Source organism: Streptomyces tatrensis (genome assembly GCF_049310065.1).
GTDB lineage: Bacteria > Actinomycetota > Actinomycetes > Streptomycetales > Streptomycetaceae > Streptomyces.
In genome coordinates, this window is the sequence record NZ_JBMDLB010000007.1 from 541,745 (window position 1) to 555,988 (window position 14,244).

The 14,244-nt window shown below is 70.9% G+C and carries 11 protein-coding genes and 1 pseudogene; 8 read left to right on the plus strand and 4 right to left on the minus strand.

Features of this window, described 5'->3' with window-relative positions:
• Window positions 1-445: 445 nt before the first annotated feature.
• On the minus strand, window positions 446-1,555 hold the full coding sequence (locus ACODT5_RS06165) for a tyrosine-type recombinase/integrase (protein ID WP_422518168.1): 1,110 nt from the start codon (window positions 1,553-1,555) through the stop codon (window positions 446-448).
• A gap of 177 nt (window positions 1,556-1,732) precedes the next feature.
• A pseudogene (locus tag ACODT5_RS06170) lies at window positions 1,733-2,411 on the minus strand (AI-2E family transporter); the annotation flags it as partial.
• A 221-nt stretch (window positions 2,412-2,632) separates the two neighbouring features.
• Here ACODT5_RS06170 and ACODT5_RS06175 point away from each other — a divergent pair.
• The 3 genes from ACODT5_RS06175 (at window position 2,633) to ACODT5_RS06185 (ending at window position 5,391) form a co-directional block, all read left to right on the plus strand.
• On the plus strand, window positions 2,633-4,246 hold the full coding sequence (locus tag ACODT5_RS06175; protein ID WP_422518169.1) for a phospholipase D family protein: 1,614 nt from the start codon (window positions 2,633-2,635) through the stop codon (window positions 4,244-4,246).
• A gap of 123 nt (window positions 4,247-4,369) precedes the next feature.
• The gene (locus tag ACODT5_RS06180; protein WP_422518170.1) at window positions 4,370-4,741 is read left to right on the plus strand and encodes a low affinity iron permease family protein; all 372 of its coding nucleotides are present in this window, start codon (window positions 4,370-4,372) and stop codon (window positions 4,739-4,741) included.
• A gap of 119 nt (window positions 4,742-4,860) precedes the next feature.
• The gene (locus tag ACODT5_RS06185; RefSeq protein WP_422518171.1) at window positions 4,861-5,391 is read left to right on the plus strand and encodes a DoxX family protein; all 531 of its coding nucleotides are present in this window, start codon (window positions 4,861-4,863) and stop codon (window positions 5,389-5,391) included.
• A gap of 76 nt (window positions 5,392-5,467) precedes the next feature.
• On the opposite strand, the gene ACODT5_RS06190 is transcribed toward ACODT5_RS06185, so the two are convergent.
• Complete coding sequence (locus ACODT5_RS06190; RefSeq protein WP_422518172.1) at window positions 5,468-5,638, minus strand: hypothetical protein; 171 nt, start codon at window positions 5,636-5,638, stop codon at window positions 5,468-5,470.
• Window positions 5,639-5,894: 256 nt separating this feature from the next.
• Here ACODT5_RS06190 and ACODT5_RS06195 point away from each other — a divergent pair, with 256 nt between their 5' ends.
• Entirely contained in the window at window positions 5,895-7,562 is a 1,668-nt protein-coding gene (locus ACODT5_RS06195) for a lipase family protein (protein ID WP_422518173.1), read from the plus strand.
• A 49-nt stretch (window positions 7,563-7,611) separates the two neighbouring features.
• Here ACODT5_RS06195 and ACODT5_RS06200 read toward each other — a convergent pair whose 3' ends face one another.
• Complete coding sequence (locus ACODT5_RS06200; protein ID WP_422518174.1) at window positions 7,612-8,244, minus strand: pyridoxamine 5'-phosphate oxidase family protein; 633 nt, start codon at window positions 8,242-8,244, stop codon at window positions 7,612-7,614.
• Between the two features lie 244 nt (window positions 8,245-8,488).
• Here ACODT5_RS06200 and ACODT5_RS06205 point away from each other — a divergent pair, with 244 nt between their 5' ends.
• The 4 genes from ACODT5_RS06205 to ectB all read left to right on the plus strand — a co-directional run bounded on the left by ACODT5_RS06205 (window position 8,489) and on the right by ectB (window position 14,232).
• Window positions 8,489-10,489, plus strand: coding sequence for a hypothetical protein (locus ACODT5_RS06205; RefSeq protein WP_422518175.1), 2,001 nt, complete (start codon window positions 8,489-8,491; stop codon window positions 10,487-10,489).
• A 4-nt stretch (window positions 10,490-10,493) separates the two neighbouring features.
• A complete protein-coding gene (locus ACODT5_RS06210; RefSeq protein WP_422518176.1) occupies window positions 10,494-11,972 on the plus strand; it encodes an ABC transporter substrate-binding protein in 1,479 nt (492 codons plus the stop codon).
• Between the two features lie 284 nt (window positions 11,973-12,256).
• Window positions 12,257-12,826 carry a diaminobutyrate acetyltransferase gene (gene ectA / locus ACODT5_RS06215; RefSeq protein WP_422518177.1) on the plus strand — a complete coding sequence of 190 codons (570 nt, stop codon included), beginning with the start codon at window positions 12,257-12,259 and terminating at the stop codon, window positions 12,824-12,826.
• A 137-nt stretch (window positions 12,827-12,963) separates the two neighbouring features.
• Window positions 12,964-14,232, plus strand: coding sequence for a diaminobutyrate--2-oxoglutarate transaminase (gene ectB / locus ACODT5_RS06220; RefSeq protein WP_422518178.1), 1,269 nt, complete (start codon window positions 12,964-12,966; stop codon window positions 14,230-14,232).
• The last annotated feature ends 12 nt before the right edge of the window (window positions 14,233-14,244 follow it).

Sequence of the window (14,244 nt, forward strand, 5' to 3'; positions counted from 1 at the left end):
ACCCATGCCTCAAGGTCCGAGGTGTGCCCGTGACGGTCTTTGATCACTTTCCAGCGGTTGCGGTGACGAAAACACAGCCCCAAACCGTGGTCGACCCGGGGCCGCTCAGGGCAGATACGACAATGCTCATCCCGGGACAGTCTGCTCGCTCTCAACGGGACGGCCGCCTGGACGAACGCGGCCTTGCGCGCCCCGTGCGCCCTGGCATCCGCCCACTGCTGTTGGTGCCCGGAGCACAAGTCTTGATACTGCCAGCGTGGACGCCGACAGTCGGGAACGACGCAGTGCCAGGGGTAGGCCGGGTGGTCGGGCGGCACGTTGATGACATCGCTGCGGAACAGCGGGTCGAATGCCGGGGAGTCGATCAATGCGGTGAGCAGTTCCAGCCGGTCCTGGCCCTCGCGACGAACCAGGCCACCCACACCGCAGACACCAGCGGGCACGCTCATGGCGCCTCCCCCCACACCTTGTTCAACGCCCGCGCAAACGCGGGATCATGAACGTCGGCGTGGCCGTAGGTCTCATCCACGGTGGTTGCAGAGGCCCAGCCGCCCGCATCCCGGGTGATGACCAGATTGCCGCCCGAGGCGTCCAGGACCGAGGTGGCAAACGAATGACGGAACTCGTGCGGCTTGATCCGCCCGAGCCCGGCCCGTTCCCCGGCACGCCGCAGCATCCCGCGGGCAGCGTCCGTCGACCACGGCTCACCACTACGATCACCGTGCAGCTGGACCACCAGCATCCCGTGACCGCAGTGAGGGGGGTACTCGCTGGTCATGTACTCGAAATAGGTGTGGATCATCGCGGGGCTGGCCCGTTTGATCAGCCCACCATGAACAACGCCGTCCTGCACGTACCACTCGTGCTTGGTCTTCGCGGCCGCCCGGTTCCGGTTCGCCGGTCGATGACAGACATGCACGTGCGGCGAGCGGCACTGGCCACAGCCCGCGCTTTCCCGCAGATGCAGATCCGCCAGGTGTAAGCCGCAGAGCTCGCCGATGCGGAAGCCGCCGTCGGCCAGCCAGGTCACTACCATCCGGTCACGAGCAGACGACACCGAGACCAGCAGCATGTCCCTGGCTCCCTCCGGCACCATCTTCGGATGACGCCGGCGCACCCGGCTCGGGGACAGCGGGTTGCTCGGCATCGACGTCTTCACATGCCCCAGCAGAGCCCTATTGCGGTCCGCGCGGCTTGGCAGGCGCGTGCGATCCAGCTGCCTGCCGAGCTCCTCATTCACACCGAGCGCGGCCTGGTGCAGGTAGAAGGCCTTCAAACAGGAAGCCGCCAGCGACAACGTCGACTGCGCGTACGGGCGCTTCGCCTCCCGCCACGGCAGCCCGTACGGGCCTGACGTCTTCGCCCCCACCGCCCCCATGTACCGCTGCAGGTCCACCAGCGTCACCGACCCCACCGGCAGACACTCCCGCTCCAGCCACCTCAAGTGATCGACCAACAGGTACGCGTACGTCCGATCGGTCCCCGGCTCACGCAGCCGCAAGAACCGATCCGCCTGCCCATGCACCCCGCCATCGGGCCAGACGATCGTGAACACGCGGGTCCCATCCCCACAATCCACCGCCTGCACCCGCAGGTCACCGACCACCAACCTCCTGCTCACAGAGACTTCTTGGACCCATCGCGCACGTCACGTACACGACCGTCAACGACTCCGCCACGATGCAGGACACGGTCCAAACGAACGTCACGAACAGCCACGGGACGGGTCGGTAATGGTGGCGAACATGGCCAGCAGCAGTCCGGTGATCACCTCGACCAGGACGGTCACGCCCTGGAGGCCGGTGGAGGTGATCTCGCTCGTACTGGTGCCGATGCTGTCGCTCAGCCTGTCGGCGATCGCGTTGATCTGTTCTTCCGTGACGTGCAGCGGGCTGTCGATCAGCCACTGTTTGAGTTCTCCGATGCCCTCCTGAACCCGGTCCGAGAGGTTGTCGAGGTTGTCGAGCACCTGCCAGACCACGAACCATCCGACGAGTCCGAGCATCACGAATCCGCAGGTCGCCGTCAGGGCCGTCGCCGCACCCCGTGACAGGCCGCTCCGGTGCAGCCGTGCGACCGTCGGCTGGAGCAGCGCGGTGACCAGGAGCGCGACGACGAAGGCGAGGGCGACAAGCCGTACCGCCCCGATGACCCGCATCAGCACCCAGACGGTGGCGGCGAGCACCAGGAACCGCCAGCCGGCCTCCGCGGCCACCCGTACCCCCCCAGGGCACCGCGGACGCGGGCTCCCGCGTCACCCCGCCGGGCCCGAGCGGCGGCTCCGGCGCAGCCGTTTCCTCCCAGGCTCCCGCGGCCTCCGCCTCGCGCTGGGCGTGGAGCCGGGCCCGGCGCTCGCCGAGCCCCGCCGCGCCCTTCTTCACGCGCCCGAGCCATGCGTGCACTCGGGACAGGGGTCGGTCCACGGTGGAGTTCCTCCGGGTCGGGTCGTCGCGTAGGAGAAGTCCCTCCAGGCTGGACCGTGCGGGCCCCACCGGCACCCGGGACCCGGGCAGGCGGGCGAATCGGCCCGCGCGGTACGGCTCGGGCCGGGTGACAGCCATTCCGGGGGGGCTGCCCCACGTCCCGAGTGGAAGGGTGGGAAGCGGGTACGCGTGTGAGTGGAGGCGTTGCCTTGCCCACCTCGGACTGGCTCCTGGCACCTGGAGAACGCGGAAATGACGCCACCCGGCTGGAACACCGCCGGGCGGGCGGGGCGGCTTGGTCCGAGGGCAACGAGGCCCGGCCGCTCGTCCACGGGGCCACGTACTTCGCCGAGCTCCTCGCGCGGGTCCGGGCGATGCGCTCCGGCGATCTGCTCCTGTTCACGGACTGGCGCGGCGATCCCGACGAGCGGCTCCGCGGACCCGGTACGGAGGTCGCGTCCGTACTGGGCGCGGCAGCCGAGCGCGGTGTCGTCGTCAAGGGCCTGCTGTGGCGCTCCCACCTGGACGGCTTCCGGTTCAGCGAGGAGGAGAACCGCTCCTTCAGCGAGGACCTCGAAGCGGCGGGCGGCGAGTGCCTGCTCGACCTGCGCGTGCGGCCCGGTGGTTCGCACCACCAGAAGATGGTGGTGCTGCGGCATACCGGCCGCCCGGAGCTCGACGTCGCGTACGTCGGCGGGATCGACCTCTGCCACAACCGCAACGACGACGCCGACCACCGCGGCGACCGCCAATCGCTGCCCCTGGCTCCGCAGTACGGTCCGCACCCCCCGTGGCACGACGTCCAGCTCGCCCTGAGCGGGCCGGTGGTCGGCGACGTCGAAGCCGTGTTCCGCGAGCGCTGGGAGGATCCCGCGCCGCTCAGCCGCAGTCCGCTGATGCGTCTGCGGGAACTGCTGGCGCGCGAGGACACCAGCGCGGGCGAGCTTCCGCAGCAGGCACCCGATCCCCCGCCGTGCGGCACGCACGCCGTCCAAGTGCTGCGTACGTATCCGAACCGTCTGCTGCGCGGCTATCCCTTCGCCCGCGACGGCGAGCGGAGCATCGCCCGGGGCTACCTCAAGGCGCTGCCGCGGGCCCGGACGCTGATCTACGTGGAGGACCAGTACCTGTGGTCCCCGCGCGTCGTGGACTGCTTCGCCCGGGCCCTGCGCGCCAGCCCGCGGCTGCGGCTCGTCGCCGTCATCCCCACCGTTCCGGAGCAGGACGGCCTGCTCACCGGGCCCATGAACCTGATCGGGCGGATCACCGCCCTGGAGGAACTGCGTCGCGCCGGAGGAGACCGGATCGCGGTGTACGGCCTGGAGAACCATGCCGGGACCCCCGTCTACGTGCACGCGAAGGTGTGCGTGATCGACGACGTGTGGGCCGCCGTGGGATCCGACAACGTCAACCTGCGTTCGTGGACGCACGACTCCGAGCTGACCTGCGCCGTCCTCGACCGGGCCGCCGATCCGAGGCACCCGCACGACCCGGGCGGGCTCGGAGACGGGGCCCGCCGCTTCGCCCGGGAGCTGCGGCTGGAGCTGATGCGCGAGCATCTCGACGCGGCTGAGGGGGATCCGGCGTCGGCGCGAGCGCTGTGCGATCCGTCCATCGCGTTCGACCGGTTCCGCGAGGCCGCCGCGGCGCTGGACGCCTGGCACGCGGCCGGGCGCCGTGGCCCGCGTCCTGCGGGCCGCCTGCGCCGCTACGTCGCTCCGCGGCTGCCGACCGTCCGGCGCCTGCTCGCGACCCCGCTGCACCACGCCCTGGTCGACCCCGACGGCCGCCCCCTCGGCATGCGGCTGCGCGGCGGATTCTGACTCCGGGTTCCGCGGCGAGGGACCACCCCGCCCAGGTCTAGAACGGGCACGAACGCCATCGGTCGATCGTCGCCGGACAGACGGTTGACGGTTGCGCCGGCCGTGGCCGGGCAGACGCCGGGCATGACGTTGGAACATCCGGCCGAAAAGGGTAAAACGGGGCGGCTCGGCCGCTTCGAGAAGCTGGCGGAACTCGCATCCAATTTCACGAGTTCACCCCTCTTCTCCTTCCTGTGCGTCCTCCTCGTGGCGGCCTTCATCATCGTGCACCTCCTGCACCTGCCGATGGAATGGCAGCACCTCGCCGGCGACGCCATGGCCGCGGTGTCCCTGCTGCTGCTCGCCCTGCTCAAGAACTCCGAACGCCGCGCCGAGCACGCGATCCAGCGCAAGCTGGACGCCATCGCCCGCGCCCTGCTGGAGCAGCAGGAAGGGTCGGGAGGCAGGGCTCACCAGGAGCTGAAGGAGGTCATCGGGATCGAGGAGCAGGAGTAGTCCGCGTACCGCGTACCCGAGGGGTCGCCCCTCGATGGAGCCGGAAGCCCGGATGCGGTGTGGCGGTGCGGACGGCGTGGAACACATTCCGCCGATCCCTCCTGTCGAAAGGCCACCCCATGCACTTCACCCTCCGCAAGGACCTCGGACTGCTTTCCCTGCGCCTCGCGGCAGGCGGCGTCCTGATGGCACACGGCACGCAGAAGCTCTTCGGCTGGTTCGGCGGTGGCGGCATCGAGGGCACGGCCCGGGCGATGGAGCACATGGGCTTCACGCCGGGCAGGCAGAGCGCCCTCGCCGCCGGGCTCGGGGAGGCGGGTGGCGGCGCCCTGCTCGCGCTGGGTCTCGCCACGCCTGCGGCGGGCGCCGCCGCGGCCGGCGCCATGGCGGGGGCCGTAGCGGTCCACGCTCCCGCCGGCTTCTTCGCCCAGGGAGGCGGCTTCGAGTACCCGGCCCTGCTGGGTACGGTCGCGGCCTGTCTCGGCGTCACCGGGCCGGGGCGCATCTCCCTCGACCACGTCAGCCGGCACCGGCTCGACCGTCCCGCCGTCATCGTGGTGGCGTTCGCCCTCAGCGCGGTCGCGGCCACCGTGGTCGTCAACCGGCGCGTCGCCGCGATGGAGTCCCAGGCCGGAGGCGACGAGGACTGATCCGGCCCGCCCGCGGCAGATGCGGCCGGCGTGGCAGGGCCGCGGCGGACAGGGCAGGGCCGGGCCGGCCCTGCCCTCAGGCGGGGAGATGGGCCTGCGTGGCGCCCAGCCCGATCCCGTTCCGGGGGTACTCGGGATGGGGGTCGGTGGTCTTGAGCTCCGCCATCTGCACGGCGGGCAGCAGCAGGCCCCGGAGCGGCCCTGATTGCACGGCGTGCGGGACCAGCGACTCCAGTGTGTAGTGCACGCCGGTGGGTTGAGCAGGTGCCGGATCCGTGGGAGACGTAGGCGCCACTGTCCGCGGCAGCGGAGGTCGTGCCGAACACGACGGCGGGGCCGGCGGCCAAGCCGATCAGGCTCGTGCGCAGGCTGCGCACGCGGACTCCGTATGTCGTCGCCTGACCCGGGGGCGGCCGTTCGCCGATCCGTGCGGGCGAGCGCTGGAACTGGTCGAGCTGCGGGAAGCGTAGACGTCAAAAGTGAACTGGCCTAGCGTTTCGCGGATGGACCCGGAGCGCGCCGAACGGCGCGCGAACTCCCATACACCGCGCGGCCGTTACGCGAAAAGGGCCGTGCGCCGCGACGAGATCCTGGCGGTGGCGCTGGAGGTCTTCGCGATGATCGGCGAGAAGGGCGCGCTGACCAAGGAGATCGCCGACCCCGTGGGCATGTCCCAGGCCGGCGTCCTGCGCTACTTCGGCTCGCGCGAGGGCTTGTTGATCAGGGCCCTGGCCGAGCGCGGCAGGATCGCCAGCCTCCCCCCTGAGGAGCAGCGCCGCAACCCCGTACGAGAGCCTCCATCCGGCGGCGCCGAGCGGCGGCCGCGTACGCAAAGGAGACCGTCCTTGACGCACGGGCAGAGCGACCTCCCCGGAGGCTTGCCGACGGCCGCCCTCCCGGCGGGTGGGCAGTCGGGGCCGCAGGGCGAACTAGACAGCCGCGCCAAGAGGTTGGTCCGGGCGATCCGCTGGGCCGCCGTCGGTGCGATCGCCGCGGCCCTGACGCTGTCGGGCTGCACCTCCAACGGCGAGCACCAGGGCCCTGGGCGACCGACCGCGTCGGCACCCGTGCCCGAGGGCGATGCCTTCTACGACCCGCCGGACCCGCTGCCCCCGGGCAAACCGGGCACGGTGATCCGCCAACGCCCTTACGCGCCACCGGAGATGGAGCTGACGCTGCCGTCGCGCACCTTTCTGGTGATGTACCTGAGTACCGGAACGGACGGCCAACCGGTGGCCGCGAGCGGGCTGGTGACCGTTCCCGACGGGCCCGCACCCTCCGGCGGACGACCCGTCGCCGCGGTGAACCACGGGACCATGGGCATCGGTTCGGCGTGCGCCCCGTCCCGCATCCCGGCCTTCGCCGGGCTGCAGGACGCCAGTCCGGTCGGGAAGCTCCTGGCGCGCGGATTCGTCGTCGTCCAGCCCGACTACATCGGGCTGGGGGTGACCGGGATCAGACATCCGTACCTCAACGGCAAGTCCGCCGCCTACGCCACCCTCGACATGCTCCGCGCCGCTCGCGGGATCGATCCGGGGTCGGGGACGACCACCCTCCTCTACGGGGGATCCCAAGGCGGGCACGCAGCACTGTGGAGCGCGCACCACGCCGCCGGGTACGCCCCCGACATCGACCTCAAGGGTGTGGTCGCCAACGCGCCGGCGGTCGGATTCGAGTGGATGCCCGCCCTGTTCGCCGCGCAGAACGAGACCGCCACCCCCTACACCGGGATCCTGCTGACGCTCCTCAACGGGGCCTCGGCCGCCGACCCGGCGGTCAAGCCCGCCGAACTCCTCACCCCCGCGGGCCTGGCCGCCGCGCACCGCATGTGGACACAACCCTGCATGGCCGGCGACTCGGATCTCCCGCCCGCCGCCGACATCCTCCGGCCCGGCGCCGATCTGGCACCCCTCAACGCCGCCCTCAAGGCCAGCGCCACCGGCGAGGTCGCCGTCAAGGTCCCGGTGCTGTTGCCTCAGGGCGGCAACGACGTGCTCAGCAATCTCAACCAGACGCTCGCCCGGGAGCTGTGCGACAAGGGCGTGAGCGTGGAGTTCAAGTACTACGCCGACCAGGGCCACACCATCAGCGACGGCCCGCTGGACGATGCCATCGCCTGGATGGACGCCCGGCGGACCGGCGCGCCGATGGCCCCGAGCTGCGTGTTCTGAGCGGCGGCCATGCCATGTGCCGCGTCCGCGGCCCGGCGGGGCCGCTCCCTCAGATGTACATGTTCTTCTCCTCGTACGAGGGCCCGTAGTAGCGCTCCAGCGATTCCAGGGACTCCTGCGTGCGCTCCAGGCTCTTCGAGATCCTGGCCCTGGAGGGGGCCGCCTCGGGGTTCCAGGTCTCCGGCTTCCACAGGGCGGAGCGTACGAAGGCCCGGGAGCAGTGGAAGTAGACCTGTTCGACCTCCACGAGGAGGGCGAGCGCGGGTCGGTGGCCCTTGACGGTCAGGTCGTCGAAGAAGGGCGCGTCGCGGAGCAGCCGGGCCCGGCCGTTGATGCGCAGGGAATCGCCGCGGCCCGGGATGAGGAAGAGCAGACCGACGTGGGGGTTGGTGAGGACGTTGCGGTAGCCGTCGGCCCGGCGGTTTCCGGGGCGGTCCGGGATCACGAGGGTGGTGTCGTCGAGGACCTTGGCGAAACCGGGCGGGTCACCCTTGGGCGATACGTCGCAGGTGCCGTTGGCGGCGGAGGTGGAGATCAGGCAGAGCGGTGAGTGGGCGAGCCACTGCCGGTGGTGGTCGTGGAGGGTCCGCCGTTCCTTTTCGACGGCCACGGCGGTGGGTTCGCCGAGCAGCTCGCGCAGTTCCCCCTCGGTGCCGATCTCCTCGAACGCCCCTGTGTCCACTGCCCGCCCCCGTCTTCTCGGACGGCCGGTGCGCCGCCCCGTGCCGCGACTATGCCACGGACGTCTGCGGCAGACGGCCGTCCCACCGGCCGGATGACCGGCTACCGTCACCGGCCCGCCGCCGCCCTCATGCCCGGTCCGGCCGACCTGAACGGAATCAAGGAGCGGAAACCCCTGTCTGACTCCGCCTCCGGATGGCAGGCTCTACTCCTCGGAGCGCAGTCCTGGGGGGGGATGACACGTCATGGAGCCGGGTACGGGCATGGGCCTGCGGGGCCGCAGCGGCATCCTGTCGCTGGTCGACGCGTGCCTGAAGGAGGACCCGGCGGCCGAGCGGCCCCTGACCATGCTCCTCGGCCCGGCCGGCAGCGGGGCCAGCGAGGCGCACAGCGCGCTCATGGAGCGCTTCGGGCCCGACTACCCCTTCGCGTTCGTCAACTTCGGCGGGGCCCAGTCCCTGCTGCCGCGCTACGCCCTCGGTCTGCTGGCGCGCCAGCTCGAACGCAAGCTGCCCCGCTACGGCCGCTCCCACTTCCCGCTGCTCAGCCTCGGCCTGCTCGCCTCCGACCAGGAGCTGCGCATGCGCAGCCTCGCGGAGGGCCGGCGCGCGGTGCAGCGCCAGCTCGACCGGTTCCAGGAGGAGAACGAGGCCCGGCACGGCGACTACCTGGCCGCCTTCTTCGAAGTGGGCATGGGCGCGGTCGGCATGCCCGAGGGCGCCTCGAGCGCCGCGCTCGCCCTCTTCCAGGACGCCCTGCGGCGCGGCCGCCGCACCGTGCCCGGCCTGCTCGGCGGCCGGCTGGGCAACCGGCTCACGGCCGGGGCCCACTGGTACGGACGCCACCCCATGACCCGCAGCGCCGACCCCATGGAAGCCCTCGTCGAGCTCAACCTGTGGCGCCACGAGGGCGACGAGAACGAACAGGAGCGCCTCGACCTCGTCCTCTTCTCGGCCTTCCTGGAGGACCTCCGGCGCAACACCGCCCGCAATTTCATGCCCCGCTCCTACCTGCTGCTCCTGGACAACTCCCACACGGAGTACGGCCGCCACTTCCTGGACCTGTTACTGCGCTCCCGGCACGACCAGACCGTCGTGGCCGGGCACGCCAGTGACCCGCTGACCGTCGTCGCCAGCTCGAACCGCTGGCTGCCCCGCTGGGGTTCGGCCACCGGGGACTCCTGGCCCTGGCAGCTGCGCGGCCCCGACCGGGCTTCGCTGGCCGACTGGCACGCCCACCGGCCGCCCCGCGACAGCGAGGACAGCTGGTGGTACCCGCTGCGCCTGCGCGACCTCAATCTGGACGAGGTGCGGATCCGGATAGAGCTCCAGCTCGGCGGGAACAGCGACCTGGCCCCGCTGACCCGCCTCACCCCCTTCGTGCACCGGCTCACCGGAGGGCTGCCGCGCGCCGTCCACCAGGTGCTCGACGTATTGCGCCAGGCCGGGCCGCTCCCGGACTCGGGCCCCCAGCAGGACCGCTGGCTGCGCACCCTGCCCGACCGGCCCCTGCGCACCGGGGAGAACTCCGCCCCCCTCGCCGACACCGCCCTCGGTCATCTCCTGCGCGATTTCGACGGGACCCAGCGCGCGGCCCTGGCCGAATGCTCCGCCGCCCGCGACTTCTCCGTGGCCACGCGGCTGCTCAGCCCCGACGACTCCCTGTTCGGCGACATCCGGGCGCGCTGGCTGCTGACCGGACCCGTCGCCGTGGTCCCCGTACTGCATCCGTGGCTGCGCCGGCTGCTCCTGTGGCAGCTGGCCGCACGCCCCGAGGCGTGGGACGCCGTGCACGAGCTCCTCGCCGAGTACTACCGCGGCGAGGGCAAGCCGGTGCAGGAGATGTACCACCAGCTCGCCCGCGGCCGTACCGAGGAGGTCACCGCCCACCTGACCCGGCGGTTCACCGCCGTACCGGCCGCGCAGTGGATCTCCGAGTTCGACGCGATCACCTCCGCTCCGAACCGGCTCCCCTCCGACGGCGGGCCGCTGGAGCTCCTCTCCGGGCTCGTCCCGCGCCGGCCCGGGCGGGTGATGGACACCGAGTCCGTGATCCACACCCTGGTGACCACCCGCTGGGTGTGGAGCGATCCGCTGGCCGACCCCGCCATGCGGCTGGGGAACCTGATCGCCGACGGCTGCACCCAGCTGTCCCAACTGCGGAGGAACGACATCGTGGCCCTGTTCAACGAGGCCGAGCGGTACCGGCATTGGCGCGATCCCCAGACCGCGGGCTGGGAGGGCTGAGCGCGTGCCCAGACTCGAATGGCCCCTGCACGTCGTACGCCGCGTCGCGCTGGCCACCGCCGCGGTCATCACTCTCGTGGGGGCGCTCTGGCTGGGCGCGGGCTGGCTCCAGGAGCGGCAGGCCAGGTGCGCCGACGGGGTCGTGGAACGGGGGCCGGACGACGAGTGCGTCGGCGTGAGCGACGGCTCCTACGTCTTCGCTCCGCACCTCGACGCCGTCAGCGCGAAGATCGAGGTGGAGAACCGCAGGGTCCTCGCCAACGCGGACAAGGAGCCGTACGTCAGCGTCGCCTACTTCACCTCGTTCACCACCACCGCCGCGGACAGCAACTCCGCCGAGGGCGTCCGGCACGAACTCCAGGGCGCGTACCTGGCCCAGTACCGGCACAACCAGGGCGACTTGGCCGCCACGCCCAAGATCCGGCTGCTCATAGCCAATCCGGGAAGCAAGTCCACGCAGTGGAAGCACACCGTCGACGCGCTGATCGCCCGCAAGGACTCCCCGGACCGGCTCGTCGCGGTGGCCGGACTCGGCCCCAGCACCAACGAGAACCTCTCGGCCATAAAGCGCTTCTCCGAGAACGGGATCGCCATGGTCGGCGCCACCATGACCGCCTCGGACATCAAGGACATCAACGGCTTCGTCCGGATCGCCCCCACCAACGAGGACCAGGCGTACGCGGGCGCCGCGTACCTCGAACGGCGCGGGGTGGCCACCGGCGTCGTCATCCAGGACGTGGCGGGGGGAGACCTCTACTCCTCCACCCTCGGCGACGCCTTCACCAAGGCGTTCCACGACGGCGGCGCGCACAAGCTCGTCGCCGAGAGGATGACCTACGATTCCTCCGTCAGCAGCGCCTGGCAGAACGAGCTGCGCTACATGCCGGGCCAGTTGTGCCAGCAGCGTCCGCAACTCGTCTATTTCGCCGGCCGCGGCCTGCACCTGACCCGGTTCCTCGACGCGCTCGCCAACCGCAGCTGCACCGAGCAGCGGTTCACCGTGTTCACCGGGGACGACACCACCAACCTGAGCCCCGCACAGCTCACCCGCGCCGCCGAGACGGGCATCGAGGTGTTGTACACCGGCCTCGCCCACCCCGACATGTACCGCGCGGCGCCGCAGGCGGTCTCCGCGCCCTCCGCGAAGAACTTCCAGCCGGGCGGGCTGATGGACCAGTGGTTCCCGAACGACCCCCGTGAGGACGGCGGGGCCCTGATGGGCCACGACGCGGTCCTCGCCGCGGCCCACGGCATCCAGATGGCCGCCCGCTGGCAGGGCGAGGTGGCCGGCGACGCGGTGGCCCGGATGTTCCACCAGATGGACGGCACCCAGCAGGTGGCAGGGGCCAGCGGTTTCGTCTCCTTCCAGAACAACGGCAACCCGCGCAACAAGGCCGTCCCGATCCTGCGCCTCAACGCCAAGGGCCAGGTGGAGCTCGTCGAGGTCTCCGCGGCGGAGGGCAAACCCCCACAGGGACAGTAACGGGCCCCCTGGCGCCTCTATCCGCGCAGCTGCGAACGAAACCCCCGACCGGCCGACGAGGACATCACATTCAAGTGGAAAACATGAGACAGAGCAAAGACGTTATCAGCTCGTTATAAAACCGAGGGTGGGGTGGAGATGTCGGCATATCTCGTCAAACATCCACCGCATTCCCGGCGCTTTCACGCTCCCGGGAAGGAATCTCCACCTATCACGAGCAGCACCATTCCCGTAACCCCTTGGGCCCGTGCAATCTGCTCCATCCCTCGGTAGCTTCGGCCCGCATGACTGCTCATGCAGAACTGGCCCATTACCGGAAGACCCTGCCGTCCGCTCCGTCCGATCCGACCACATCGACCATCTCGACCACCCGCATCGACCGCCCACGCCCCAGTGACGGTCGCCAGCTGTGGCGCCTCGCCCGCGATTCCAAGACGCTGGACCTCAACTCGGCCTACAGCTATCTCCTCTGGTGCCGTGACTTCGCCGGCACGTCCGCGGTGGCCCGCGACTCGTCCGGGCGCCCCGTCGGATTCGTCAGCGGATACCTGCGGCCCGACAGCCCCGGAACGCTGCTCGTCTGGCAGATCGCCGTCGACGAATCCGTCCACGGCCTGGGCATCGCCGGGGCCCTGCTCGACGGCCTCTCCGCCCGTGTGGCGTCGGAACACGGACTGAGCTTCCTGGAGACCACCATCTCCCCCGGCAACCTCGCGTCGGAGCGGCTCTTCGCCTCGTACGCCGCCCGGCACGGCGCCACCCTCACGCGCGAAGTGCTGTTCGCCCCGGAGGAGTTCCCGGACCGCGGCTACGCCCCGGAGGTCCTGCACCGCATCGGGCCGCTCCCCTTCTGATCCCGGTCCTCTGATCCCGGTCCTCTGATACCGGTCCTCTGATCCCGGTCCGGGGCCGTTCGCGCCGAACCCTTCGCGCGGAGCCCCTCCCGCCGCACATCTTGCACACAACACCCCACGCTCATTGGAGAGTTCCCTTGACCATGACCGAGCCGGTCCTGTCCGTCTTCGAGACCCTGGAGTCCGAGGTGCGCAGCTACTGCCGCGCCTGGCCCGTCGTCTTCGAGCGCGCCACGGGAAGCCGGCTGTACGACGAACACGGCTCCGGCTACCTCGACTTCTTCGCCGGCGCCGGGTCCTTGAACTACGGCCACAACAACCCCGTCCTGAAGCGGGCCCTGCTCGACTACCTGGAGCGGGACGGCATCACGCACGGGCTCGACATGGCGACGACCGCCAAGCGTGCCTTCCTCGAGACCTTCCGGTCCCACGTCCTGGAACCCCGCGCACTGAACTACAAGGTGATGTTCCCGGGGCCCACCGGGACCAACGCCGTCGAGGCGGCGCTGAAGCTGGCGCGGAAGGTCAAGGGCCGCGAGTCGGTCGTGTCCTTCACCAACGCCTTCCACGGCATGTCGCTCGGCTCCCTCGCCGTCACGGGGAACGCCTTCAAACGGGCCGGCGCGGGCGTCCCCCTGGTCCACGGCACCCCGATGCCCTTCGACAACTACCTCGGCGGCAGGGTCCCCGACTTCCTCTGGTTCGAGCGGCTGCTGGAGGACCAGGGCTCCGGCCTCAACCACCCGGCCGCGGTCATCGTCGAGACGATCCAGGGCGAGGGCGGCATCAACGTGGCCCGCGCGGAATGGCTCCGCGCCCTCGCCGACCTGTGCCGGCGCCGCGACATGCTGCTGATCGTCGACGACATCCAGATGGGCTGCGGCCGGACCGGGGAGTTCTTCTCCTTCGAGGAGGCGGGCATCACGCCCGACATCGTCACGCTGTCGAAGTCCATCAGCGGCTACGGACTCCCCATGTCCCTGTGCCTGTTCAAGCCCGAGCTGGACCTGTGGGAGCCGGGCGAGCACAACGGCACCTTCCGCGGCAACAATCCTGCCTTCGTCACCGCCACGGCCGCCCTGGAGACGTACTGGGGCGACGGCGTCCTGCGCGAGCGGACCCTCGTCCAGGGCGCGCGCGTCGAGGGCGCGCTGCGCGAGCTCTGCGCCGAACACGCCCGTCTGGGTGCGACGTACCGGGGCCGCGGGCTGGTCTGGGGCATCGAGTTCGCCCACAAGGAGCGCGCGGCAGCGGTGTCCCGGAGGGCTTTCGAGCACGGTCTCCTCGTCGAGACCTCGGGCCCGGAGGGTGAGGTCGTGAAGCTGCTCCCGCCGCTGACCGTCACCGGCGACGAACTCGACGAGGGCCTCGACATCCTCGCCCGCTCCGTCCGCGAAACCGCCTGACCAGCACCCCGC

Coding starts and splice junctions, on each gene's coding strand:
- ACODT5_RS06180 (WP_422518170.1), top strand. CDS start 4,370: ATGACGTTGGAACATCCGGCCGAAAAGGGTAAAACGGGGCGGCTCGGC.
- ACODT5_RS06195 (WP_422518173.1), top strand. CDS start 5,895: ATGGACCCGGAGCGCGCCGAACGGCGCGCGAACTCCCATACACCGCGC.
- ectA (WP_422518177.1), top strand. CDS start 12,257: ATGACTGCTCATGCAGAACTGGCCCATTACCGGAAGACCCTGCCGTCC.
- ACODT5_RS06205 (WP_422518175.1), top strand. CDS start 8,489: ATGGAGCCGGGTACGGGCATGGGCCTGCGGGGCCGCAGCGGCATCCTG.
- ACODT5_RS06185 (WP_422518171.1), top strand. CDS start 4,861: ATGCACTTCACCCTCCGCAAGGACCTCGGACTGCTTTCCCTGCGCCTC.